The 23829-nt window shown below is 64.9% G+C and carries 19 protein-coding genes; 12 read left to right on the top strand and 7 right to left on the bottom strand.

The window, feature by feature from the left end; all coding sequences use genetic code 11:
- Positions 1 to 85: 85 nt before the first annotated feature.
- The 3 genes from ligA to smc all read right to left on the bottom strand — a co-directional run bounded on the left by ligA (position 86) and on the right by smc (position 6978).
- Positions 86 to 2173 (bottom strand): NAD-dependent DNA ligase LigA, encoded by a 2088-nt coding sequence (ligA, locus tag AC30QB_RS09035; RefSeq protein ID WP_489545874.1) that lies wholly within the window; start codon positions 2171 to 2173, stop codon positions 86 to 88.
- A gap of 222 nt (positions 2174 to 2395) precedes the next feature.
- On the bottom strand, positions 2396 to 3442 hold the full coding sequence (locus tag AC30QB_RS09030; RefSeq protein WP_489545873.1) for a cell division protein FtsZ: 1047 nt from the start codon (positions 3440 to 3442) through the stop codon (positions 2396 to 2398).
- An 11-nt stretch (positions 3443 to 3453) separates the two neighbouring features.
- The gene (gene smc, locus AC30QB_RS09025; RefSeq protein ID WP_489545872.1) at positions 3454 to 6978 is read right to left on the bottom strand and encodes a chromosome segregation protein SMC; all 3525 of its coding nucleotides are present in this window, start codon (positions 6976 to 6978) and stop codon (positions 3454 to 3456) included.
- A gap of 173 nt (positions 6979 to 7151) precedes the next feature.
- Here smc and queF point away from each other — a divergent pair, with 173 nt between their 5' ends.
- The 6 genes from queF to prmB all read left to right on the top strand — a co-directional run bounded on the left by queF (position 7152) and on the right by prmB (position 13019).
- Positions 7152 to 7643: a preQ(1) synthase gene (gene queF / locus AC30QB_RS09020; protein ID WP_489545921.1), complete on the top strand. Its 492-nt coding sequence runs from the start codon at positions 7152 to 7154 to the stop codon at positions 7641 to 7643.
- A gap of 8 nt (positions 7644 to 7651) precedes the next feature.
- Positions 7652 to 8866, top strand: coding sequence for a succinyldiaminopimelate transaminase (gene dapC, locus AC30QB_RS09015; RefSeq protein WP_489545871.1), 1215 nt, complete (start codon positions 7652 to 7654; stop codon positions 8864 to 8866).
- Positions 8867 to 8872: 6 nt separating this feature from the next.
- Positions 8873 to 9697 (top strand): 2,3,4,5-tetrahydropyridine-2,6-dicarboxylate N-succinyltransferase, encoded by an 825-nt coding sequence (dapD, locus tag AC30QB_RS09010; protein WP_489545870.1) that lies wholly within the window; start codon positions 8873 to 8875, stop codon positions 9695 to 9697.
- Positions 9698 to 9766: 69 nt separating this feature from the next.
- A complete protein-coding gene (locus tag AC30QB_RS09005) occupies positions 9767 to 10993 on the top strand; it encodes a PilT/PilU family type 4a pilus ATPase (protein WP_489545869.1) in 1227 nt (408 codons plus the stop codon).
- Positions 10993 to 12138, top strand: coding sequence for a succinyl-diaminopimelate desuccinylase (dapE, locus tag AC30QB_RS09000; protein ID WP_489545868.1), 1146 nt, complete (start codon positions 10993 to 10995; stop codon positions 12136 to 12138). Before AC30QB_RS09005 ends, dapE begins: the two co-directional genes overlap by 1 nt.
- The gene (prmB, locus tag AC30QB_RS08995; RefSeq protein WP_489545867.1) at positions 12135 to 13019 is read left to right on the top strand and encodes a 50S ribosomal protein L3 N(5)-glutamine methyltransferase; all 885 of its coding nucleotides are present in this window, start codon (positions 12135 to 12137) and stop codon (positions 13017 to 13019) included. Before dapE ends, prmB begins: the two co-directional genes overlap by 4 nt.
- Before the next feature lie 183 nt (positions 13020 to 13202).
- On the opposite strand, the gene AC30QB_RS08990 is transcribed toward prmB, so the two are convergent.
- Positions 13203 to 14435, bottom strand: coding sequence for a cystathionine gamma-synthase family protein (locus tag AC30QB_RS08990; RefSeq protein WP_489545866.1), 1233 nt, complete (start codon positions 14433 to 14435; stop codon positions 13203 to 13205).
- Positions 14436 to 14470: 35 nt separating this feature from the next.
- Here AC30QB_RS08990 and AC30QB_RS08985 point away from each other — a divergent pair, with 35 nt between their 5' ends.
- On the top strand, positions 14471 to 16402 hold the full coding sequence (locus AC30QB_RS08985; RefSeq protein ID WP_489545865.1) for an ABC-F family ATP-binding cassette domain-containing protein: 1932 nt from the start codon (positions 14471 to 14473) through the stop codon (positions 16400 to 16402).
- Positions 16403 to 16417: 15 nt separating this feature from the next.
- Here the strand turns inward: AC30QB_RS08985 and AC30QB_RS08980 are convergent, their stop codons facing one another.
- Complete coding sequence (locus AC30QB_RS08980) at positions 16418 to 17713, bottom strand: serine hydrolase domain-containing protein (protein ID WP_489545864.1); 1296 nt, start codon at positions 17711 to 17713, stop codon at positions 16418 to 16420.
- 133 nt (positions 17714 to 17846) lie between these two features.
- On the opposite strand from AC30QB_RS08980, the gene AC30QB_RS08975 reads away from it, so the two are divergent.
- Positions 17847 to 18347, top strand: coding sequence for a MarR family winged helix-turn-helix transcriptional regulator (locus tag AC30QB_RS08975; protein WP_489545863.1), 501 nt, complete (start codon positions 17847 to 17849; stop codon positions 18345 to 18347).
- Between the two features lie 33 nt (positions 18348 to 18380).
- Positions 18381 to 18806, top strand: a complete 426-nt coding sequence (locus AC30QB_RS08970) for an organic hydroperoxide resistance protein (protein ID WP_489545862.1) — start codon at positions 18381 to 18383, stop codon at positions 18804 to 18806.
- Here the strand turns inward: AC30QB_RS08970 and AC30QB_RS08965 are convergent.
- Positions 18803 to 19753, bottom strand: a complete 951-nt coding sequence (locus AC30QB_RS08965; protein ID WP_489545861.1) for an asparaginase — start codon at positions 19751 to 19753, stop codon at positions 18803 to 18805. The two genes, AC30QB_RS08970 and AC30QB_RS08965, sit on opposite strands and share 4 nt — an antisense overlap.
- 95 nt (positions 19754 to 19848) lie before the next feature.
- Here AC30QB_RS08965 and lexA point away from each other — a divergent pair, with 95 nt between their 5' ends.
- The 3 genes from lexA to AC30QB_RS08950 are packed head-to-tail and all read left to right on the top strand — an operon-like array spanning position 19849 to position 21249.
- Positions 19849 to 20526, top strand: a complete 678-nt coding sequence (lexA, locus tag AC30QB_RS08960; RefSeq protein WP_489545860.1) for a transcriptional repressor LexA — start codon at positions 19849 to 19851, stop codon at positions 20524 to 20526.
- Between the two features lie 8 nt (positions 20527 to 20534).
- Positions 20535 to 20837, top strand: a complete 303-nt coding sequence (locus tag AC30QB_RS08955) for a helix-hairpin-helix domain-containing protein (RefSeq protein WP_489545859.1) — start codon at positions 20535 to 20537, stop codon at positions 20835 to 20837.
- A gap of 13 nt (positions 20838 to 20850) precedes the next feature.
- On the top strand, positions 20851 to 21249 hold the full coding sequence (locus AC30QB_RS08950; protein ID WP_489545858.1) for a DUF3224 domain-containing protein: 399 nt from the start codon (positions 20851 to 20853) through the stop codon (positions 21247 to 21249).
- Between the two features lie 24 nt (positions 21250 to 21273).
- Here AC30QB_RS08950 and AC30QB_RS08945 read toward each other — a convergent pair whose 3' ends face one another.
- A complete protein-coding gene (locus tag AC30QB_RS08945) occupies positions 21274 to 23688 on the bottom strand; it encodes a penicillin acylase family protein (protein ID WP_489545857.1) in 2415 nt (804 codons plus the stop codon).
- Positions 23689 to 23829: the final 141 nt, after the last annotated feature.

The following is a 23829-nucleotide window of genomic DNA, read 5'->3' as shown; positions in this document are numbered from 1 at the left end:
GCTGCGCGCCACGTTGCATTGTGGCTTTGAGTCTATTGCAGGATCGCGGCGCAGCAACGCCGGCCGTGTCGCGTTTCGGCACCGTTTATCCCTTGACCGGCAAGAGGGCAAGCAAGCCCGCTTCGTCGATCACCTCAACGCCCAGCTCGCGGGCCTTGTCCAGCTTGCTGCCTGCTTCTTCGCCCGCCACCAGGTAGGTCGTCTTCTTCGACACAGAGCCCGAGACCTTGCCGCCTGCGGCTTCGATCATGTCCTTGGCCTCGTCGCGCGTGAGCACAGGCAATGTGCCAGTCAACACGAAGGTCTTGCCGGCCAGGGGCTTGGGCGACAGATCGCCGGCACCATCGTTCTCGTCCCAGTGGATGCCCGCCGCGCGCAGCTGCTCTACCACCTCGCGGTTGTGCGGCTGGTCGAAGAAGGTGCGGATGCTTTGCGCCACGATCGGCCCCACGTCGTTCACATCGAGAAGCTGCTCGACCGTCGCGCTCATGATGCGATCGAGCGCGCCGAAGTGCTTGGCCAAATCTTTGGCCGTGGTCTCGCCGATCTGGCGGATGCCGAGCGAAAACAGAAAGCGCGCCAGCGTCGTGCGCTTGCTCTTCTCTAGCCCTGCCAGCAAGTTCTGCGCGCTCTTCTCACCCATGCGCTCCAGCGCGCTCAGGCTGGCCATGCCGAGCTTGTAGAGGTCGGGCAAGGTGTGCACCACTTGCGCTTCGATCAGCTGGTCGGCGAGCTTGTCGCCCAGGCCTTCCACATCCATCGCGCGCCGCCCGGCGTAATGCAGCATCGCCTGCTTGCGCTGCGCCGGGCAGAACAGGCCACCGCTGCAGCGCCAGTCGGCACTGCCTTCTTCGCGTGCGATGTCACTGCCGCACACCGGGCACTTGCCGCCCAGGCGCTTGTAGAGATCGAAGGGTTCACCAACGTCGGCGCCGCGCTTGTCCAGCACCACGCTCACCACTTCGGGAATCACGTCACCCGCGCGGCGAACCACCACGGTGTCGCCAATGCGAACGTCTTTGCGGCGGGTTTCATCTTCGTTGTGCAGCGTGGCGTTGCTCACCGTGGTGCCACCCACAAACACCGGCTCCAGCTTGGCCACCGGCGTGAGCTTGCCGGTGCGGCCGACCTGAATGTCGATGTCGCGCACCACCGTCATCTGCTCTTGGGCCGGATACTTGTGCGCCACCGCCCAGCGCGGCTCGCGCGACACGAAGCCCAGCTTCTTCTGCAGCTCGCGCGAGTTGACCTTGTAGACTACGCCGTCGATGTCAAACGGGAAGCTGTCGCGCTTCTCGCCCATGGCTAGATGGAATGCGACCAACCCCTCAGCACCTTGCGTCACGACACGGTCGCGGCTCACCGGCACGCCGAAAGACGCGAGCGCATCCAGCATCTGGCTGTGGGTGGGTGGGATGTCCCAGCCCTGCACGTCACCCAGGCCATAGGCAAAGAAGCTCAGCGGCCGTTTGCGAGACAGCGCCGGGTCGAGCTGGCGCACTGCACCGGCCGCGGCATTGCGCGGGTTGACGAAGGTCTTCTCGTTCTTGGCCCCTTTGGCGATCAGCTCGCGCTGGCGGTCGTTGACCGCCTCGAAATCGTCGCGCCGCATGTAGACCTCGCCACGCACCTCGATCACCGGCGCATCCACGCCCAAAAGCCGCAGCGGTATCTGGTTGATGACGCGGATGTTCTGCGTCACGTCTTCGCCTTTCTCGCCGTCGCCGCGCGTGGCGGCTTGCACCAGCACACCGGCCTCGTAGCGCAGGTTGATGGCCAGGCCGTCGAACTTCAGCTCGGCGGCGTACTCGACCGGCTCATCTTCGGGCGTCAACGAGAGCTCGCGCCGCACACGCGCATCGAAGGCCGCGGCACCGCTCGACTCGGTGTCGGTCTCGGTGCGTATGCTCAGCATGGGCACGGCGTGGGGCACCGGCACAAAGCCATCGAGCACCTTGCCGATCACGCGCTGCGTGGGCGAGTCGGTGGTCAGCAGCTCGGGGTGTGCCGCCTCCAGCGCCTGCAGCTCCTGGAAGAGCTTGTCGTAAGCGGCATCGGGCAGGCTGGGCTCGTCGAGCACGTAATAGAGATGCGCATGGTGGTTGAGCTGCGCGCGCAATTCGGCAGCGCGCCGCTCAGCGGTGGAATGGGAGGCACTAGGCGGCGAGGTCATGCCCCGATTTTGCGACAAGCGAAAGCCTCCGGCTGATGCGAGTGCCAGGGGTGGCGGGCTCCACCCGCAGCTGGGCGCCAAAGGCTGCCGCGACAACTCACTTTCCGTTCGCACTGAGCCTGTCGAAGTGCCTGCGACCAGGTGCACGCGGGCTTCGACAAGCTAAGCCCGAACGGAGATTGATGCCGCGATTTTTGAAAAGCTCAATGGCTTGCCCCAGCCTCAGCTGAACAAGCGCCTCGCCATCATCGACCCTGCCGCCAGATCACGCGACTCCAGCGCCTCATACAAGCGCCCCAGCTCGGCGCCGATGGCGGCAAAGCCTTGCGGGCTCAGCGGCTGGCCGTTGTCATCCACGATCAGCGCGTCCATGCCCAGCGACAAGGCTTGGGCGCTCGCCTGCCAGGCCGAGAAGGGTTGGGCGCTCGCCTCGGTTTGCGGCACATCGAAGCTCAGCGTCACGTCGCGCACCGCGGCCTTGCTGGGGTCTTCGGCCAGCGCGGCTTGTGAGTCGAAGGTGAGCGTGAGCACGGGCGGCGCCCCCTCTTCCGTCGACGGCAACACCAGCCGGCCAGGCACCATGCCCGGCACAAAGCCGTGGCGCGCCGCGTGCTGCTGGATGTAGCCCACACTCCAGGCCGCCGAGCGCGCCTGCAGGTGCACTGCGAGCTGCGCGTCGTATTGGCTGGCAAAGCCATCGAGCTCGCGCGCGCGGCTGGCTGCGTCGAGCATGTCGGGAAAGTCGGCCATGGCGCCGATGGCTTCGGCAAACGGCTCGATCTTCTGCACAAACTCGGAATACTCGATTTCGTTCATTGCCCCCGTGCGGTTGGCCAACTGCACCCCGGCCTGGATCTCGCCGTAAAGCTGGCCCGCGACCGGGGCCTCCCACTCGCCGGTCTCGAAGTTCAGGCCTTCGACCAAAACCGGCTTGCTGCCCGCACGGCGTGTGGGCGGCTGGTGGGCTTGCACCATCTCGCCGCTCACCGGTGCTTCCAGGCTGAGCGTGGCGATGGCATCGATGAGCGCATCGACACGCAGGCTCAAGCGGCGTGGCAGCGAGGGCAATGGCGGCGACTCGGGTTCGCCGGTCACCGTGGGCTCGGTGCGCTCGGTCGGCAGCGCGTCTAGCACGGGTTCGCGGGGTTCGACTGGAGCTTCTTCCGGCCGCTTGGGGCCGGCCTTGCGCGCTTGCCAGGCGCCATGCACCACCACACCGGCCAAGACCACGCCACCCAGTCCGGCCAGTGCGATGGTGAGGCTGTTCATGGTGTTGTCGATCAGGCCGCTTCGGCCAGGCTGACCGCGGCTTCCATGTCGACGGCCACGATGCGCGACACGCCCTGCTCCTGCATGGTCACGCCGATCAACTGCTCGGCCATTTCCATTGCGATCTTGTTGTGGCTGATGAAAAGGAACTGCGTGCCACGGCTCATCTCGCGCACCAGCTTGGCGTAGCGCTCGGTGTTGGCGTCGTCCAATGGCGCGTCCACTTCGTCCAGCAAGCAAAAGGGTGCCGGGTTGAGCTGGAAGATGGCAAACACCAGCGCGATGGCGGTGAGCGCCTTCTCGCCACCCGACAGCAGGTGAATCGTGCTGTTTTTCTTGCCGGGCGGCTGCGCCATCACCTGCACGCCAGCGTCCAGAATCTCGTCGCCCGTCATCACCAGCTTGGCGTTGCCACCGCCGAAGAGGCTGGGGAACATGCGGCCGAAATGCTCATTGACCTGGTTGAAGGTGTTGGCCAGCAGGTCGCGCGTCTCCAGGTCGATCTTGTGGATGGCGCCTTCGAGCGTGTTGATGGCTTCGTTCAGGTCAGCGTACTGCGCATCAAGGAAGGTCTTGCGCTCGCGTGAGGCGGTGAGCTCGTCAAGCGCGGCCAGGTTGACAGCGCCCAGCGCATTGATCTCGCGGTTGATGCGGTCGATCTCGCCTTGCAGTCCGTAGAGCTTCACGCCTGTGTCGGCTACGTTTTGCGCCAACGCTTCAAGGTTGACCTCGGCGGCCGTCAGCTGCTCCATGAACTGCGCCCCGCCCAATTGCGCGGCCTGCTCTTCGAGCTGCAGCTTGGTGATGCGGTCACGCAGCGGCTGCAGGCTTTGCTCGTGTTGCAGGCGCTGCTCATCAGAGCGCTTCAGGCGCAGCGTGAGGTCGTCATACTCGCTGCGCTTGGCGCCGAGCGCGGCTTCGCGGTCTAGCCTCAACGCCAGCGCGGCTTCCAGGCCCACTTGAGCTGAGGCGTCTGTCAGGCGGGCCAACTCTTCTTGCAATTGAATCGCCGATTGCTCGTTGCTGGCCACTTGCTGCACCGCGGTCTCGATGCTGCGCTGCAACTCGCCGCGGCGTGACGCCAGCGCGCGTGACGAAAACTGCGCCTCTTGCGCCTGGCGCTCCAGCGAGCGCAGTTGCTCGCGGGCTTCAGAGAGCTTGCGCTCGGCGGTGATCACGGCTTCGTCGAGCTCGGCGTGGCGCTCTTGCGTGGTGGCCAGTTGCATGTCGAGCTCTTCGAACTTGGCTTCGCCCATGGCGCGTCGCTCGTTCAGCTCTTCAAGCTGGCCGTCGACTTCGGCCAGCTCGCCGTCGAGCTGCCCGCGGCGGGCGCTGGTCTGCTCGGCCAGTTGCGACAGGCGCAGCAGCTCGACTTGCAGCTGGTGCGCGCGTGTCTGCGTTTCGCCGGCTTCGCGACGGGCCGTGATGAGGCGTTGCGATGCGTCGGTATAGGCCGCCTCGGCGCGGATCAAACCACTGCGCGATTCTTCAGCGATGAGTGCCTGCGCGCGCAGCTGGCGCTCCAGGTTTTCAATCTCCTGCGCCCGGGCCAGCATGCCGGCCTGCTCGGAGTCGGGGGCGTAGAAGGCCACCGCAAACTGGCTCACCGCGTGGCCTTCGCGGGTCATGATCACCTCGCCGTGCGTGAGCTTGCTGCGTGAGGCCAGGGCGTCGTCGATGTTGGCGGCGGTGTACACGCCTTCCAGCCAATCGTTGAGCAACGCCTTCAGGCCAGCCTGATCATGATTCCCCAGGCGCAGAAGGTCGCTCAGGCGCGCAAGCGTCTGGTGTGTGTTGGCGATTGCCGCCTGCGGCGGCGTGTAGAACGCGAGCTTGGCCGGCGGCGCGTCGGTAGCAAAAGCGCGCACGGTTTCGATGCGCCCCACTTCGAGCGCATTGATGCGCTCGCGCAGCGCGGCTTCGAGCGCCGTTTCCCAGCCCGACTCGATGTGGATCTTGGTCCACAGGCCTTGCAGGCCTTCGAGCCCGTGCTTGGCCAGCCAGGGCTTGAGCTTGCCTTCGGTCTGTACCTTTTCTTGCAAGGCGCGCAGGGCGTCGAGCCGTGCGCTCAGGTCGGCTTGCTTGCCACCTTCTGCGTTGACCTGCTCTTGCTTGGCACGGCGGTCTTCGTCGAGCGCGGGCACCTGATCGTTCAGCTCGTGCAAGCGCGCATCGGCCACACCATTCGCTTCATCGGCCACGGCGTATTGGCTCTTCAGCTCGGCCAAGCGGTCCATGTCGGGCGCGGCAAGTTGGCGGCGCTCGCCATCCAGGCGCTCGCGGCGCGCATTGAACTGGCGGCTCTGGTCCTCGATGTTGCGGCTCTCCGCTGCCAGCACCTGGATCTGCTGCTGCACGCTCCCCACCACCGTACGCTGCTCGTTGCTGCGGCTTTGTGCAGCGCGCACGGCGTCTTCCACTGTGGGCAGGTTGCCGGCTTGTTCTTCGGCCTGGGCAGCCAGCACTTCGCTTTGCTCGTCGGCACCGGCGATCTGTTCGGCAATCTGCTCCAGCTCGTCTTGCGCCGAGGTCTGGCGCTCTTGCCATTGCTCGCTCTGCGCCTTGAGCTCGACCAGGCGTTGCTCTACGCGCTGGCGGCCTTCGACCACATAGCGGATGCGTTCTTCGAGGCGGCTCACTTCGAGTGCGGCTTCGGCCAGCGCGCCTTGCGACACGTGCAGCTCGTCGCTCGCAGCGTAGTGCGCCTGGCGTATGGTTTCCAGCTCGGCTTCGCCGTGGCGCAGCTCGGCCATGCGCTCTTCAAACGAATTGGTGGCGGCCAGCACTTCGCTCTTCACCCGCTCTTGCTCGCTCGCGGCATCTCGGTGCTTCAAGAACCACAACTGGTGCAGCTTGAGCGTGCCCGACTCTTGCAGGCCGCGGTACTGGCTGGCCACCTCGGCCTGCTTTTCCAGCTTGTCGAGGTTGCTGTTGAGCTCGCGAAGGATGTCGTCTACGCGGGTGAGGTTTTCGCGCGTGTCTTTCAGCCGGTTTTCGGTCTCGCGGCGGCGCTCTTTGTACTTGGACACGCCGGCCGCTTCTTCGAGGAACAGGCGCAGCTCTTCAGGCTTGCTCTCGATGATGCGGCTGATGGTGCCCTGGCCAATGATGGCGTAGGCGCGCGGGCCCAGGCCGGTGCCGAGGAACACGTCTTGCACGTCTCGGCGGCGCACCACCTGGTTGTTGATGAAATAGCTGCTGGTGCCGTCGCGCGTGAGGGTGCGCTTCACCGCAATCTCGGTGAACTGGTTCCACTGCCCGCCGGCGCGCGCATCTTCGTTGCTGAACACCAGCTCCACGCTGGCGCGGCTCGCCGCCTTGCGGTTGCCCGAGCCGCTGAAGATCACGTCTTGCATCGACTCGCCACGCAACTCGCTGGCTTTCGACTCGCCGAGCACCCAGCGCACGGCGTCCATGATGTTGGATTTGCCGCAACCGTTAGGCCCCACCACGCCCACCAGCTGGCCGGGCAGCTGAAAATTCGTGGGCTCGGCAAACGACTTGAAGCCCGAAAGCTTGATGGAGTTCAAACGCATGGAGAGAGCGATCCCGGTGGCACTGCCCGGCGCGCGGCCGAACGCACCTAAGTGCTTGATTTATTTGGGGAATCTCACGCTGACGCGAGCTTCTGGCGAGGCGCGATGATACCATCGCGCCCCTGCTCCCCTTCCCCGCAAAACCTTCTCAAAACGTGACCGTCATGGCCAAGATGTCTGCCAAAGTTCCTGCGCCCAAAGCTGCCCCCAAAACCGCACCTACACAGCGCGAAAAGCCGGCCAAGCCGCCCACGATTCCGAGCAAACAGCTCGACGTGTTTCCCAACCCCAGCCCGAAGCGCGACTACGTCATTCAATTCCAGGTGCCCGAGTTCACCTGCAACTGCCCGCTCACCGGCCAGCCTGACTTTGCGCACTTCACCATCGACATGATTGCCAACCAGCTGTGCATCGAGCTGAAGAGCCTGAAGCTGTACTTCTGGAGCTACCGCAACGAAGGTGCGTTTCATGAGAAGGTGACCAACACCATCCTCGACGACATCGTGAAAGCCACCGACCCGCGCTTCGTGCGCATCACGGCCAAGTGGTACGTGCGCGGCGGCATCTACACCAACGTGGTCGCCGAGCACCGGCAAAAGGGCTGGAAGCCGCAGCCGGTGGTCGACCTGCCAGCGCACGAGATGCAGACCGGCCTGCACCGATAATTCGCACGATGAATCCGCTGCTTTCCAGGCTCAACCCCTACCCCTTCGAGCGGCTGCGAGCCCTCACCAAAGACATCACGCCCAACCCCGCCCTCAAGGCCATCAGCCTCGGCATCGGCGAGCCCAAGCACGCTACGCCCGAGCTGGTGCTTGAGGCCATCAAGAGCAGCCTGGGCGGCCTGGCGGCTTACCCCGCCACAGCTGGCGAGCCCGCATTGCGCAAGGCCTGCGTCGACTGGCTCACACGGCGCTACGGCGTAGCGGTAGACGTGAACACGCAGGTGCTGCCGGTCAACGGCTCGCGTGAGGCGCTGTTTGCCTTGGCGCAAACGGTGATCGACCCGACAAAACCGGGTGCGACTGTCGTCTGCCCCAACCCGTTCTATCAAATCTACGAAGGCGCCGCGCTGCTGGCCGGCGCCGAGACCTTCTTCGTCAACAGCAACCCGGCCCGCAACTTTGCGGCCGACTGGGCCGGCGTGCCCGAGAGCATTTGGGCCAAGACCCAGCTGGTCTATGTGTGCTCGCCTGGCAACCCGACTGGGGCGGTGATGCCGCTCAGCGAATGGAAGCATTTGTTCGAGTTGAGCGACCGCTTCGGCTTCGTGATTGCCTCTGACGAGTGCTATTCCGAGATCTACTTCCGCGCCGAAGCGCCGCTGGGCTCGCTGGAAGCGGCCACGCAGCTCGGCCGCAAGGACTTCAAGAACCTGATCGCGCTGACCAGCCTGTCAAAGCGCTCCAACGTGCCCGGCATGCGCTCGGGCTTCGTGGCGGGTGACGCGCAGATCATCAAGCAGTTCTTGCTGTACCGCACGTATCACGGCAGTGCCATGGGCCAAACCATCCAGCAGGCCAGCATCGCCGCCTGGAACGACGAAGCCCACGTGGTGGTCAACCGTGACAAGTACCGCCGCAAGTTTTCGCAGGTCACCCCGGTGCTGGCCCAAGCACTCGACGTGAAGCTGCCTGATGCGAGTTTCTACCTCTGGGCCGGCGTGCCCTCAAACATCGCCGGCGGTGACGACATCGCCTTCGCCCAGCAGCTGCTGGCTCAATACAATGTGGCGGTCTTGCCGGGCAGCCTGCTGGCACGCAAGGCACACGGCATCAACCCGGGCGCCGGGCGAATTCGGCTGGCCCTGGTGGCCGAAGTTGACGAATGCCTGGAAGCCGCGCACCGCATCGTCTCGTTTGTTCGCTCTTACGTCACCCCTCGGTAAATCTCCATGACTCAACAACTGCAAAGCCTCATCGACAGCGCCTGGGAAGACCGTGCGAGCCTGAATGCACAAAACGCGGGCAAGGAAATCCGCGACGCGGTCGAGCATGTGCTCAACGACCTCAACAAGGGCCGCATCCGCGTGGCCGAGCGCCAGGGCGTGGGCCAGTGGACAGTCAACCAATGGATGAAGAAGGCCGTGCTGCTGTCGTTCCGCCTGAACGACAACGCGCTGATGCACGCCGGCGAGCTGGCCTTCTTCGACAAGGTGAAAACCAAGTTTTCTAAGCTCGATGAAGCGCAGGTGCGTGAGGCCGGCGTGCGCATCGTGCCGCCCGCCGTGGCCCGCCACGGCGCCTACCTCGCCAAAAACGTGGTGATGATGCCCAGCTACGTGAATATCGGCGCCTACGTCGACGAAGGCACCATGGTCGACACCTGGTCGACCGTGGGCTCGTGCGCTCAGATCGGCAAGAACGTGCACCTCTCGGGCGGCGTGGGCATCGGCGGCGTGCTGGAGCCGCTGCAGGCCAACCCGACCATCATCGAAGACAACTGCTTCGTCGGCGCGCGTTCCGAAGTCGCCGAAGGCGTGATCGTCGAAGAAAACTCGGTGATCTCGATGGGCGTCTACCTGGGCCAGAGCACCAAGATCTACGACCGCTCTACCGGCGAGGTGATCTATGGGCGCGTACCGTCGGGCTCGGTCGTGGTGGCAGGCAACATGCCCAGCGCCGACGGCAGCCACAGCCTTTACTGCGCCGTGATCGTGAAGCGCGTAGACGCCAAGACCCGCAGCAAGACCAGCATCAACGAATTGCTGCGCAGCTGAACCACCCTCAATTCTTCGCTTCCCTTCTTCGCTTTCCTTGACCAACCCGACGGGCCCCAAAGGACTTCCATGAACACCACGACGAACGGCGCCACCAGCACCAGTGCAAGCAGCGGCGGCAACATGGAGCGCGTGCTGCGGCTGATGGCCGAGAAGAGCGCGTCTGACGTCTACCTGTCGGCCGCCACGCCCATCTTGATCAAGATCAACGGGCAGATTCTTCAGCTCTCCGACCAGCCGCTGAGCGCAGCGCAACCGCGCCAGCTGCTGGCCGAGCTGCTCACGCCCAGCCAGCTCGAAGACCTGGAAGACACCGGCGAGCTCAACGTGGGCATCGGCATTCAAGGCGTGGGCAGCTTTCGTTTGAGCGCCTTCCGCCAGCGCGGATCGATTGCGGCGGTGTTTCGCTGCATTCCGCACGACATCCCCCTGCTGGGAACCCTCAACCTGCCGCCCATCCTCAACACACTGATTCTTGAGAAGCGCGGCCTGATTCTTCTGGTGGGCGCCACCGGCACCGGCAAGAGCACCACGCTCGCGTCGATGATCGAGCAGCGCAACCAGCAGATGGCCGGGCACATCCTCACGATCGAAGACCCGATCGAGTTCATGTTCCACAACAAGCGCTCGATGGTCAACCAGCGCGAGGTCGGGCGTGACACGCAGTCGCTGCAGGTCGCGCTGAAAAACGCGCTGCGCCAGGCACCTGACTGCATCTACATCGGCGAAATCCGCGACCGCGAAACCATGACGATGGCGATTTCGTACTCGCTGTCAGGCCACCTGGTGGTGTCGACCCTGCACGCCAACAACAGCTACCACGCGCTGGGCCGTATCTTGTCGTTCTACGCGCCCGAGTCGCGCCCCGCCCTGCTGTCCGACCTGTCCTCGGGCCTGCGCGCCATCGTGTCGCAGCGTCTGGTGCGCGCTTCGGCTGGCGGGCGTCGCCCGGCGGTGGAGGTGATGCTCAACACCAAGCTGGTGTCCGAGCTGATCGAGCAAGGCGACTTCAACGGCGTGAAAGAAGCAATGGAAAAGTCGCTGGCCGAAGGCTCACAGACCTTCGAAGCCGACCTCGCCAAGCTCATAGGCGAAGGCGTGATCACCCGCGACGAAGGCCTGGCCTACGCTGATTCGCCCACCAACCTGATGTGGCGCCTGGCAAACGACATGGAACCGGTGTCGCGCCTGCAGCCCAAGAAGGAAGAGAGCGACGACCAGCCCACCTTTACTGAGATCCAGCTCGACGTGCACACCGACGACGGCCGCGCAAGCAGTTTCATGCCCAGATACTGATGTCGGCCGCCCTGCAGCTCACCGAGGCGCTGATCGCACGCCGATCGCCCACACCCGAGGATGGTGGCTGCCAGACGCTGTTGATCGAGCGCCTGAAGCCGCTGGGCTTCGAATGCGAAACGTTGAGCTTCGGCCCCGACAACTTTCGCGTCACCAACTTGTGGGCCGTGCGGCGCGGCCGCCCCGGCGGCAAGCTGTTGATGTTCGCCGGCCACACCGACGTGGTGCCCACCGGCCCGCTCAACCAGTGGCACAGCGACCCCTTCGTGCCCACGCACCGAGACGGTCGGCTGTATGGCCGTGGCGCAGCCGACATGAAAACCTCGATCGCGGCCATGGTGGTGGCCATCGAAGAATTCATCGGCGCACATGGCGAGCACTGCGCTGGCATCTCCCTGCTGATCACAAGCGACGAAGAAGGCCCATCGGTCGACGGCACGGTGAAGGTCTGCGAAGTGCTGACGCAGCGCGGCGAGCACATTGACTACTGCATAGTGGGCGAGCCCACCAGCGTCACCCGGCTGGGCGACATGATCAAAAACGGTCGACGCGGTTCGCTCTCGGGCAAGCTCACCGTGAAGGGTGTTCAAGGTCACATCGCCTACCCGCAGCTGGCCAGCAACCCCATCCACCTGGCAGCGCCTGCTCTGGCCGAGCTGGCCCGCGTCGAGTGGGATCGTGGCAACGCCTACTTCCCGCCCACCAGCTGGCAGGTGTCGAATATCCACGCCGGCACGGGCGCCACCAATGTGATCCCTGGCGAGCTGGTGCTTGACTTCAACTTCCGCTTCTCGACTGAGGCCACGCCCGAGACGCTGAAGGCGCGACTGCACGCCGTACTCGACAAGCACGGCCTGAACTACGAGCTGGCCTGGACGCTGAGCGGCGAGCCCTTCTTGACGCCGCAAGGCGCGTTGGTTGAATCGCTGAGCGCGGCGATCCGCAACGAATGCGGCGTGGTCACCGAGCTATCGACCACCGGCGGCACGTCAGACGGCCGCTTCATTTCGAAAATCTGCGCGCAAGTGGTCGAGTTTGGCCCGCTTAACGAGACCATCCACAAGATCGACGAACACGTGTTGGTAGCCGACATCGAGCCACTGAAGAACATTTACCGCAAGACACTGGAAGGTCTGTTGTCATGAATCTGATTGACTGCATCACCGCGCAAGCCGCCCGCCTCAAACAGGCGGGCGTTTCGTTTGGGCATGGCACGACCAACGCTTTCGACGAAGCGGCCTGGCTGATTCTTTGGTCGCTGGGCATGCCGCTCGACGAGCTGGAGCCGCACGCCCAGCGCGAGCTGATGGCCGATGAGTTGGCCAAGATCGAGGCCGTGATCGCCGAGCGCATCACCACGCGCCGCCCTGCCGCCTACATCACGAAGGAAGCCTGGCTGCAGAACGTACCCTTCTATGTGGACGAGCGCGCCATCGTGCCGCGCTCTTTCATTGCCGAGCTGCTGGCCGATGGCGAAGGCGAGGGCACGCTAGACACCTGGCTGTCAGACACCACCCAGCGCGTACTCGACCTGTGCACGGGCAACGGCAGCCTGGCCGTGATCGCCGCCATGGCCTACCCCGACGTGGTGGTAGACGCCGCCGACATCTCCGACGACGCGCTGGCCGTGGCGCGCATCAACGTCGACAAACACAAGCTGGCCAAGCGCATCTCGCTCGTCAAGTCAGACCTGCTGACCGATTTGAAGGGCCCTTACGACCTGATCGTCTGCAACCCGCCCTACGTCAATGCTCAAAGCATGGCCGAGCTGCCTCAGGAGTACCAGCACGAGCCCTCGTTGGCCCTGGCCGGTGGCGACGACGGCATGGACCTGGTGCGCCGCATCTTGAAAGACGCATCTTCGCGCCTGAGCCCCATCGGCGTGCTGGTGCTGGAAATCGGCAACGAGCGGGCGCACTTCGAGCACGCCTTCCGCAAACTCGAAGTGGTGTGGCTGGACACCAGCGCCGGCGACGACCAGGTGCTGCTGGTCACAAGAGATTCGCTTGTGCGTTGGACTCGCTGAGGCGCGCAAGCCAGCGACGGGTGCTTATCGCAACCTGATTCGCGACATGCCTCAGCCCACTTTCGTTCGGCCTGAGGTATCGAAGGGCAGCGCAGTGCACCGACGCACCTTTCGATACCTCAGGGCGACCGGAGCCAATGAAACGGCTGAGATTCGCCGCAAATCAGGCATCGCAAAGAGGCGCTACACCCTTGTCAACGCCTGCTCGAAGTCGGCTTGTAGATCGTCGTAGTCCTCGATCCCGACAGACAGCCGCACCAGCGACTCCGAGATGCCCATGCGCCGGCGCTTCTCCAACCCCATCTCCCAGAAGATGGTCTGCGCCACCGGCAATGCCAGCGTGCGGTTGTCGCCCAGGTGGCTGGACTTGATGACGATCTCCAGCGCATCGAGAAACGCCACGGTGTCGTGCCCTGGGTTCAGCTCGAAGCTCATCAAGGCACCGTAGGCCCGAAACCAGCGCTTGGCCGTTTCGTGCTGGGCGTGGCTGGCAAGCCCCGGGTAGTGCACGGCAAGCACTGCCGGCTGTGCCGACAGCCAGGTGGCCAGGCGCAGCGCGTTGTCGCAGGCACGGTCCAGTCGCAAGGCCAGCGTCTCGGCCCCGGTGGCAATGCGGTGCGCCGCCTCGGCACCCAGGGTCGCGCCGAAGTCGCGCAGGCCTTTCTTGCGGATTTGCAACAGGCCCCAGGTCTTGGGCGCGCCCTTCTTGTACGAATCGGCAATGTTGGGGTAGGTCGTCCAGTCGAACAGCCCGGTGTCGGTGATGGCGCCGCCCAGCACGTTGCCGTGGCCGCTGATCGACTTGCTGAGCGAATTCATCACCAGGCTGGCACCCACCTTCGCCGGTTGGAACAGGTGCGGGGTGGTCATGGTGTTGTCGACCACGTACAAAACGCCGCGTTCTGCACACACTTTGCCTATGGCTTGGAGGTCGGCAATCTGGGTGCGCGGGTTGGCAATCGTTTCTACGAAGACAATACGGGTTTTGGGCGTGATTGCCTGGCCCACTTGCGTGACATCGGTGGCGTCGACCAGAGACACCGTGCAACCCAGGTTTTCAATGGTTTGCAAGAGGCTGGCGGTGTTGCCAAAGAGAAACTGGCTGGCCACGATGTGGTCGCCCTGTTTCAGCAAGGCAAACAGCATGGAGCCGATGGCACCCATGCCGGTTGCGAAGCAGACGCTGCCCACGCCGTTTTCCATCAGGTTCAGCTTGTGCTCCAGCGCATGGCTGGTCGGGTTGCCCTGGCGCGCATAGATATGGCCGCTGCGCTCGCCCTGGAAAACGGAAACCAGCTCGGTGGCCGTGTCGTAGCCGAAGGCGGCCGACAGGTGCAGCGGCTTGTGGGTGGCACCGTGTTCCACGCCGCCCAAGCGGTCGGCATGCAAGAGTTGGGTGGTCAGGCCGCGTTTCATGTTTTTTCTCTCAGATAGGTAGATTCGATTTCATCATGATTGTCATCAAGAACGTCACCCTGCGCCGGGGCACCAAGATCGTGCTGCAAGACGCGAGCGTCACCCTGCAACCCGGCGAGAAGATCGGCCTGATCGGCCGCAACGGCGCGGGCAAATCTTCGCTGTTTTCGCTGCTCCGGCACCGGCTTCAATCAGACGCCGGCGATGTATCCATCCCCCCGCGCTGGCTGGTGGGTGAGGTGATGCAGTCCATGCCCGAAACCGACGACTCTGCCACCGACTATGTGCTCGAAGGCGACACCCGCCTGCAAGCCGCCAATGAAGCGCTGATCGCTGCCGAGGCTGCCGACGATGGCCACGCCATGGCAGAGGCGCACCAAGAGATTGCCGAGGCGGGTGGATTTGAAGCCCGCCCCAAGGCGCAAGCCCTGCTGATGGGCCTGGGCTTTCGCGTTGACCAGCTCGACGAGCCGGTCAACAGCTTCTCGGGCGGCTGGCGCATGCGGCTTCAGCTTGCGCGCGCGCTGATGTGCCCCGCCGACCTGATGCTGCTCGACGAGCCCACCAACCACTTGGACCTGGACGCCCTCGTCTGGCTGGAAGCCTGGCTGCAGAAGTACGAAGGCACCATGCTCGTGATCAGCCATGACCGCGAGTTTCTCGACGCCATCACCAAGGTCACGCTGCACCTGGACGAGACCCGCCTCACGCGCTACACCGGCAACTACACCGCGTTCGAAGAAATGCGTGCCGAACGCATGATGCAAGCCCAGGCCAGCTTCGCCAAGCAGCAAGAACGCATGGCCCACCTGCAAAAGTTCATTGACCGCTTCAAGGCCAAGGCCAGCAAGGCCAAGCAGGCGCAAAGCCGTGTGAAAGCGCTGGCCCGCATGGAAAAGCTGGGCCCGGTGCTGACCAGCAGCGACTTCCAGTTTGAGTTTCGCGAGCCGCAAAGCCTGCCCAACCCGATGCTGGCCTTCTCGATGATGAACTGCGGCTACAACGGCACGGCCATCGTGAAAGACATCAACCGCTCGGTGCTGGCCGGCCAGCGCATCGGCATCTTGGGCGCCAATGGCCAAGGCAAGTCGACGCTGGTGAAGACCATCGCAAAAGAGATCCCGCTGGTCTCGGGCGAAGTCACCGAGGGCAAGGGCCTGTCGATCGGCTACTTTGCTCAGCAAGAGCTAGACGTGCTCTCGCTAGACGACGGCCCGCTGATGCACATGATCCGCCTCGCGCGCGATGTGGGCCCGCCAGCGCGCGAGCAAGAGTTGCGCGACTTTTTGGGCTCCTTCCGCTTCGTGGGCGAAATGGTCTCGCAAGCCGTGGGGTCGCTCAGCGGCGGCGAGAAGGCGCGCTTGGTGCTGGCCATGCTGGTATGGCAGCGCCCCAACCTGCTGCTGCTAGACGAGCCCACCAACCACCTCGACTTGACCACCCGCGAGGCACTCTCGATGGCGCTCAACGAGTTCGAGGGCACGGTGATGCTGGTGAGCCACGACCGGGCCTTGCTGCGCGAGGTGTGCGACGAGTTCTGGCTCGTCACCGCGGGTGCAGTACAGCCCTTTGATGGCGACCTCGACGACTACCAGAAGTGGCTGCTCGAAACCTCGCGTGAAATGGCGCGGGCCGCCAAAGACGCAGGCAACGCCAAGGTCAAGGCCAAGAAAGCCGCTGCAGCCGCGCCCAAAAATGAAGACCGCAAGGCCTCAGCCCAGGCGCGCCAAAAGTCTGCTGAGCTGGCCAAACCGCTGCGCAACGAGCTGTCCACACTGGAAAAGCGCCTGGCTGCGCTCACGCAAGAAAAAGGCAACATCGAAGCCGCCTCTGCGCTGTCCGACGTCAGCCCCACGCAGCGCGTGGCGCAAGGCAAGCGCCTGAAGCAGATCGCAGACGACACCGAAATCGCCGAAGCTCGTTGGCTGGAGCTGACCACGCAAATCGACACGCTGACGGTGGACTGATCACAGACAACGCCGTCAGCTGCGCAAGGCCAACGCCAGCGCGTGATAGGCCGGCAGCGACACCGGGTCATTAAACACATTGGCCGCACCCGGGTGCGAGGCGAAGCGGGCGATGACCATCTCGGCCGCCGGGTCGACGTAGATCGCCTGGCCATGTATGCCCCGCGCGCTGAAGGCGCCGTGCGCGTTGTGCGTCACCCACCACATGTTGCGGTAGCTCCAGCCAGTGAGCACGTGGTAGCCGGCGCGCTCGCAGCAGTCGCGCTCGCCGCCGCGGCGTATGTCGGCCACCACGCTTTCAGGCACGACCTGGCAGCCGTTGAACGCGCCGCCGCAACGCATGGCTTCGCCGAAGCGGGCCATGTCGCGCAGGCAGGCGTTGAGCCCACCGCCGCCAAACTCGGTGCCCCAGGCGTCGACGCTGAAGTAGGCGTCGTACTCCATGCCCAGCGGTGCCCACAGGCGCGATTGCAGCAGCTCGCCCAACGACTGGCCGGTCACACGGTGCATCACCCAGGCCATCACGTCGGTGTTGACCGTCTTGTAGGCAAAGCCCTGGTCGTGTTCGCCGAGCTTGGCCACCGAGCGCAGGTAGTCGGTGATCGATGCGGCGCCGTCGTCTTCGGGGCGACGTGGTGCCAGGCCTGCGGCGCGTGAGTACATGGCCACGCCGGCCTTCGGGTCGGTGTAGTCCTCGGAGTAGTCGATGCCAGTGCGCATGTCGAGCACCTGGCGCAGGGTGGCGTCGCCAAAGCCACTCGCCGCGAGCTCGGGCACATAGTGGTCGACCCTCTGAGCTTCGTCGAGCACGCCTTCGCTGAGCAAGGTGGCCGCCAAAGTGCCGACGAAAGACTTGGTGACCGACATCGACAGGTGCGGCATCTGGTGGCGCAGCGCACCGAAGTAGCGCTCGTAAATGATGCGCCCGCGGTGCAGCACCACGACGCCGTCGGTCCAGGTGGCGGCCAGCGCCTGCGACCACGTCAAGGGCGCTGTTGCGCCTATGGGCGTCGAGACGATGCCGTCGAGGTCGCTGCGCTCGGCACGCGGCAGCGCGGCCACCGGGCCATCACCCCGCCACACCTGGCGGGTGGGCAGCAGGCTGCGCTGGTGGGCAAACGCCCAGCGCAGCTGCGGGAAGCGCGCGCGGCTGTTGTCGGCGAAGCAGATACGCTTGTCGCTGTCGGGCGGTGCGCCGGTCATCCAGCCCAAGCGTTGCGGGTCGCTTGCGTGTGCATCGGGGTGGTGGGCCATCGCGGCAGTGGCGGCGCGTGCGGCCTGCATGGCGGCCTCGGTGTAGACAGTGGTCATGGGGTGCCTCTGTGTGAACGATGCTTGAACTTAGCAATGCGCAGGCCGCCTCGCCATTCGGCCCGACCCTTCACACAACAGGGTATTTATATTGCGCACAATTTAATTGCTCACACTGCATTACATTAACTGCATGGAAACGAACCCGCGCCGCGTCGATGCCCAAAGCGGAGCCCAGGCCGATTGGCTGCGGCTCGACCAGCAGCTTTGCTTCGCGCTGTACTCCACCTCGCTGGCCATGACCAAGGTCTACAAACCGCTGCTCGCTCCGCTGGGCATCACCTACCCGCAGTACCTGGCGCTGCTGGTGCTGTGGGAGCGCGATGGCATCGCCGTGGGTGAGCTGGGCGAGCGCCTGTTCCTCGACTCGGGCACCCTCACCCCGCTGCTCAAGCGCATGGAAGGCGCTGGCCTGCTCAAGCGTGAGCGCGCCGCCGACGACGAGCGCCGCGTGATCGTGAGCCTTACCTCAGAAGGCCGTGCGCTGCGCCAGAAAGCCAAGCGCGTGCCTGTGCAGCTGGCCCAAGCCACCCACTGCGATGTGGCCGAGCTGGCATCCCTGACACAACGCCTTCAGCAGCTGCGCTCGCAGCTGCTGGGCGCTGATGAAAACGCGCAGCCCGCTGCGCACTGACCCACCCACTTTTTCACCACAACGGAGTTCACCATGGCACTCGACAAAGTTCTCTACACCGCCCACGCCACCGCCACCGGCGGCCGCAGCGGCACCGCTGAATCGTCCGACAGCGCACTCAAGGTCGACCTCAGCACGCCCAAGGAACTGGGTGGCGCCGGCGGCGCAGGCACCAATCCCGAGCAGCTGTTCGCTGCGGGTTACGCGGCCTGCTTCATCGGCGCGATGAAGGCGGTGGCAGGTGGCCAGAAGATCAAGCTGCCGGACGACGTGTCGATCACGTCTGACGTGGGCATCGGCCCCATCACTGGCGGCTTCGGCATTCAGGTGGCCATGGCCATCACCATCCCAGGCTTCGAGAAGGCCCAAGCTGAAGCGCTGGTTGCAGCCGCCCACAAGGTGTGCCCGTATTCGAACGCCACCCGCGGCAACATCGACGTCACGTTGACGATTGTCTAAGCCGACCTGAGCAGGGACATCAGCCCCAGCATCAACTCGATCCGCGCCTTCGCCGGCGTGAGATCGTCGGCCGACGGCAGCACGTCGTCGGCCCGCGCCAGCACCCTGCCACCCAGGCAGCGGCTGCTGCGCAGCACCCTCACCCCACCCGCCTGAGCTTCCAGCAGCGCCGCTTCGAGATCGTGGTGTACCGTGCCGTTGCCCGTGGCTGCGACGACCAAGCCATGCACACCTGCAGCGACCAGCGCACGCACGACGGCGCCGTTGGCGCCCACATGGCTGTGCACGATCTCCACCCGCGGCCACGCCGCCAGGTCAGCCGGCAAGACATCTGTGCCCAGCGCAATGCCGAGCGGTGGCGCGCGCGAAATGTGCACCTGGGCTTGCATGACCATGCCCACCACACCCGCATCGCCAGAGCTGAACGCATCCATGCGGTAGGTGTGCAGCTTGCGCACGTCGTGGGCCGCGTGCACCTGGCCATTCAACACCGCGAGCACGCCGTGCACGCCAGCATGCCCGGCCACATGCACGGCATCGAGCAGGTTTTGCGGGCCGTCGGCCTGCGCTGAGGTGGCGGGCCGCATGGCCGCAGTCATCACCACTGCCTTGGCAGGCGCCAGCACGCGCTGCAGAAAATAAGCGGTCTCTTCCAGCGTGTCAGTGCCATGCGTGACCACGATGCCGGCCACGTCAGCGCGCGTCAGGTGGTGCGCCAGGCGCAGGGCCAACGCGCGCCACACGGCGAAGCCCATGTCCTTGCTGTCAATCTGCGCCACCTGCTCAGATTCGAGCGGCACATCGGCCAGGGCCGGCACAGCCTTCACGAGTTGCGCCACGCCGATCTGCGCCGCGGTGTAGCCCACGTCGTCACCCGCCACCGCCGAGGTGCCGGCGATGGTGCCGCCGGTGCCCAGCACCACAATCGTTCGTGCGATGTTTTGCATTTTTCTAAAAGCTGGATGAAAATACAGCCACTGGATGAATGCTCAGCCCCTGCGCTTGCAGCCAGTCGCCACCAAGCTTCCACCAAGGACCCGCCATGTACGAAGCGCCCAAGCTCACCGACCGCCAGCAGCAAATTCTCGACCTGGTGCAAAGCGCCATCGAGCGCACTGGCGCCCCGCCGACGCGGGCCGAGATCGCAACAGAGCTTGGCTTTCGCTCGGCCAACGCCGCTGAAGAACACCTGCAGGCCCTGGCCCGCAAAGGCGTCATCGAGCTGATCGGCGGCACCTCTCGTGGCATTCGTTTGAAGTCTGACACATTGCGTGCGCTCAACGAGAGCCGTGGCAAGCAGTTCAGCCTGCCCTTGCCCAGCCTGTCGCAGCTCACGCTGCCCCTGGTGGGCCGCGTGGCCGCCGGCAGCCCCATCCTCGCGCAAGAGCACATCGACCAGACGTATCTGATGGAAGCCAGCATGTTCCCGCGCCGGCCCGACTACCTGCTCAAGGTCAAGGGCATGAGCATGCGAGACGCCGGCATCATGGACGGCGACCTGCTCGCCGTGCAAAAGGCCAAAGACGCCAAGAACGGCCAGATCGTCGTGGCGCGCCTGGGTGATGAGGTCACCGTCAAGCGCTTCAAGCGCACCCGCACCAGCATCGAGCTGCTGCCCGAAAACCCCGACTTCAAGCCCATCATCATCCCCTTCGGCGATGTCGACTTCGAGCTAGAAGGCCTGGCGGTCGGCTTGATTCGCAACAACATGCTGATGTGAGGCGCATCGTGGCTTCCATCAAATCACCCAAAGCACACAGTGCGACCGAGTGCGAGACGCTGGAGCAACTGCCCAACATCGGCCCCTCGCTCGCCGAAGACCTGCGCCTGATCGGCATAGACCACCCGCGCCAGCTGCGCGGCAAAGACGCCTTCGTGCTCTACCAGAAGCTGTGCGCCGTCACCGGCCAGCGGCACGACCCCTGCGTGCTCGACACCTTCATGGCCGCCACCGATTTCATGGGCGGTGCAGCGCCTGCACCTTGGTGGAACTACACCGCACAGCGCAAGGCGCTGTTCGGCCAGGTTTGAAAGGACCCCTGCGATGACGCTCACCGCCAAAGGCACGTTCCAAGTTCAGATGAAACCCCTGGCAGAGGCCGACACACGCGACGGCGTGAGCCTGGGCCGCATGTCGCTCGACAAGGCGTTCGAAGGTGAGCTGTCGGGCACAGGCAAGGGCGAAATGCTGAGCGCCCTCACCCCAACGAAGGGCTCAGCCGGCTATGTGGCCATCGAGCGCGTCACAGCCAGCCTGCATGGGCGGCACGGCAGCTTCGTCTTCCAACATTCCGGCGTCATGGACCGCGGGGCTCAGCAGCTGTCCATCACCGTGGTGCCTGGCTCCGGCACAGGCGAGCTGACTGGCATTGCCGGTGTGTTCAAGATCAACATCGTCGACGGGCAGCACTTCTACGAGTTCGACTACTCGCTGCCCGAGTAGGCAGCGGGCGGTCGCAACCATCGATCAAGGGCGAGGCTTCAGCTGCAAGGTTCTCTTCGTTTCACCACCCCACACCGGCACATCTTTCACCTCGCGCCAGCGCTCGACAAAGCTGCTGTACAGCGGCGAAAACACGATGCCCGACTGCCCGCTCGAATGCATGAAGCGTGATTTCGACGGGTCGCCCAGGTCGTAGAGCGCACGAAACGACGGGCCGTGCTCGTCAAGGTACAGCTCGCCCGTCGTCACGTCGGGGCGCAGGCTCACCCGTGACACGTTGACGGTATAGGTGTCACCACCCACCGGCGTGCGCAGCTCGAACCATTTGTTGAGCGGCTTGACTCGGCTGAACGGCCGGTGTTCAGAGCGCGCCAGATGCACCCTGCCCCACTGCCACTTCGACACATCGGCGCCTTGCATGGCCTGCAGCTCGTCGAGAGCGCGCGTGAACGCGGCGTTGATTTGTTCGGCGCAGGTCTCGGCAGCCGGCGTGGCCTTGTTGTCGCACCACCAGGCATCGTTGCGCTCAAGCACGGCTTCGAGTGCTTCGCGAAAGCTGCGGCTGCCGATCTGCTTTTCGTACAACGGGTCGCCGACCTCGTCGCGAAAGATCGCCTGCGTGAGCTGGCGCGCCCAGGCCCAGGCGATCAGCGGCGCGGCCTTGTCGGCAGCCATCACGCCGTCAAACGCCGCCAGCTCTCGCTGTGCAGCCTGTGCGAGCGCGTGCGATGACTGTGCCTTGCGCAAGAACGGCATCAGCCGCAGGGTGCCCGCCGACAGCTGATCCGACTGGATGCTGCGCAGGCTCTCCAGGCTGTGCTTGGGCTTGGCCGCCAGCAGCTGCTCGATGCGCTGCTGGCGGTAAGGCGCCGCCCATTCGCTGGTGATGAAGTGCGGGTAGTCGACGGGGTGGATGCGCTGGTTGGCGGTGGCTATCCAGCCGCGCGCGGGGTCGAGCTCGCGCGGCGTCCAGGTGGGCTCAAGCACCCCCGCCCAGTCGTAGCGCGCGTCCCAGCCCGGTGCGGGCACCAGGCCCTTGAGGTCGTTCTCGGGCTTGCGCACCGGCACACGGCCGGCGGCCACCATGCCGATGTGGCCCTGGTCGTCGGCGACCACCATGTTTTGCATGGGTGCAAGGTGCTTGCCCGAGGCAGCGACGAAATCGGCCACCGAGCGGCTGGCATTGAAGCCCAGCCCGGCGTCCATCGTGGCCGAGTCGACGTCTAGCGCCGTCCAGCGCAAGGCCAGCGCGTAGGCGGGTTTTGCAGGGGGGCCGGTCAGCCCCTCGGTCGCACCACCAGCGTCTGAGATCACAGGGCCATGGCGGGTGTTGCGCACCGTGAGCGTCACGTCGGGCTTGCCGCGCACCTTGATCACCTCGGGGTAGGTGATGAATTTGGCCCAGCCCTCGGGCGTCTGGTACTGCGTGGCATCGTCGGGCTTGATGCGCTCGATGTAGAGGTCTTGCACGTCGGGGGCGGTGTTGGTGAAGCCCCAGGCCACGTGCTCGTTTTGCCCGAGCACCACAAAAGGCAGGCCCGGCAGCGTGGCACCGGCCACTTTGAAGCCCGGCGCCTCCAGCCGCGCAAAGTACCAAAGCGCCGGCGCCGTGAGCTTCAGGTGCGGATCATTGGCCAGCAGCGGCTTGCCGCTTTCGGTGTGCGTGCCGTGCACCACCCAGTTGTTGGAGCCCACGCCTTCCACGCCCGACTCGGGTGCGGCATTGAGCGCCTGCTGGCCCAGCGTGCCGTCGAGCTTGAGGCTGCGAAACAAGGCGGCGTAGTCGGCCGTTTGCAGCGGCTTGTCGCCCGCGTACGGCGGTAGCAACTCGTTGACGCGTTCCACCGGCAGCTTGAGCGACAAGCGCATGCGCAGCAGCTCGGCCGACCAGTTGGCGCCCAGGTCCCAGGCCATCATCGTGGCCCAGGCCATGCTGTCTTCGGGCACCCAGGGCTCAGGCTGCAAGCCGAGCAGCATGAACTCGGGCGGCCGCGCGCTCAGCTCGTTTTCCACGAAGGCGTTGATGCCGTCAGCGTACGCCGTGAGCACAGCGCGCGAATCGGCGCTGGCCTGCGCGTACTGCTCGGCGGCGACGCGCCGCACGCCCAGGGCTCGCAAGAACTTGTCGGCATCGACCGCTGACTCGCCAAAGGCCTCGGCCAAGCGGCCAGCGCCTATGCGCTTGTGCGTCTCCAACTGCCACAGCCGGTCTTGTGCATGCACGTAACCGAGGCCAAACACCGCGTCTTCACGCGAGGCCGCCTTGATGGTGGGGATGCCGTTGGCATCGCGCTCGATGCTTATCTCGGCGCGCAGGCCTTGCAGCAGCACCGCGCCCTGCGTTTGCGGCAGCACGCGCCGGCTGTAAATCCACAGCGCGGCTGCAACCGCCAACACCAACAACAGCAGCGTCCACGCGCCGCGACGTAGCCATTTCATGCGTTCTTCCTGTCGCTGTCGTGATACCGGTGAGCGTAACCGTTAGCTACTGCACACCGCATCGGTGTTGCCCAGGCCCGGCGCCGAACTGCCGGGCCAGGAGAGGTCTTTTCGCGCTTTAGGCGTTGCCTGCGCCTGCCG

The organism is Rhizobacter sp., from assembly GCF_046595475.1.
Classification (GTDB): Bacteria; Pseudomonadota; Gammaproteobacteria; order Burkholderiales; family Burkholderiaceae_C; genus Rhizobacter.
Note: the sequence above shows the minus strand (reverse complement) of the source record. Positions and strands in the feature narration are given on the sequence as shown.

Excerpts from the sequence above, each read along its gene's own strand:
- ligA (WP_489545874.1), bottom strand. The coding sequence starts at position 2,173 with ATGACCTCGCCGCCTAGTGCCTCCCATTCCACCGCTGAGCGGCGCGCT.
- AC30QB_RS09030 (WP_489545873.1), bottom strand. The coding sequence starts at position 3,442 with ATGAACAGCCTCACCATCGCACTGGCCGGACTGGGTGGCGTGGTCTTG.
- smc (WP_489545872.1), bottom strand. The coding sequence starts at position 6,978 with ATGCGTTTGAACTCCATCAAGCTTTCGGGCTTCAAGTCGTTTGCCGAG.
- queF (WP_489545921.1), top strand. The coding sequence starts at position 7,152 with ATGTCTGCCAAAGTTCCTGCGCCCAAAGCTGCCCCCAAAACCGCACCT.
- dapC (WP_489545871.1), top strand. The coding sequence starts at position 7,652 with ATGAATCCGCTGCTTTCCAGGCTCAACCCCTACCCCTTCGAGCGGCTG.
- dapD (WP_489545870.1), top strand. The coding sequence starts at position 8,873 with ATGACTCAACAACTGCAAAGCCTCATCGACAGCGCCTGGGAAGACCGT.
- AC30QB_RS09005 (WP_489545869.1), top strand. The coding sequence starts at position 9,767 with ATGAACACCACGACGAACGGCGCCACCAGCACCAGTGCAAGCAGCGGC.
- dapE (WP_489545868.1), top strand. The coding sequence starts at position 10,993 with ATGTCGGCCGCCCTGCAGCTCACCGAGGCGCTGATCGCACGCCGATCG.
- prmB (WP_489545867.1), top strand. The coding sequence starts at position 12,135 with ATGAATCTGATTGACTGCATCACCGCGCAAGCCGCCCGCCTCAAACAG.
- AC30QB_RS08990 (WP_489545866.1), bottom strand. The coding sequence starts at position 14,435 with ATGAAACGCGGCCTGACCACCCAACTCTTGCATGCCGACCGCTTGGGC.
- AC30QB_RS08985 (WP_489545865.1), top strand. The coding sequence starts at position 14,471 with ATGATTGTCATCAAGAACGTCACCCTGCGCCGGGGCACCAAGATCGTG.
- AC30QB_RS08980 (WP_489545864.1), bottom strand. The coding sequence starts at position 17,713 with ATGACCACTGTCTACACCGAGGCCGCCATGCAGGCCGCACGCGCCGCC.
- AC30QB_RS08975 (WP_489545863.1), top strand. The coding sequence starts at position 17,847 with ATGGAAACGAACCCGCGCCGCGTCGATGCCCAAAGCGGAGCCCAGGCC.
- AC30QB_RS08970 (WP_489545862.1), top strand. The coding sequence starts at position 18,381 with ATGGCACTCGACAAAGTTCTCTACACCGCCCACGCCACCGCCACCGGC.
- AC30QB_RS08965 (WP_489545861.1), bottom strand. The coding sequence starts at position 19,753 with ATGCAAAACATCGCACGAACGATTGTGGTGCTGGGCACCGGCGGCACC.
- lexA (WP_489545860.1), top strand. The coding sequence starts at position 19,849 with ATGTACGAAGCGCCCAAGCTCACCGACCGCCAGCAGCAAATTCTCGAC.
- AC30QB_RS08950 (WP_489545858.1), top strand. The coding sequence starts at position 20,851 with ATGACGCTCACCGCCAAAGGCACGTTCCAAGTTCAGATGAAACCCCTG.
- AC30QB_RS08945 (WP_489545857.1), bottom strand. The coding sequence starts at position 23,688 with ATGAAATGGCTACGTCGCGGCGCGTGGACGCTGCTGTTGTTGGTGTTG.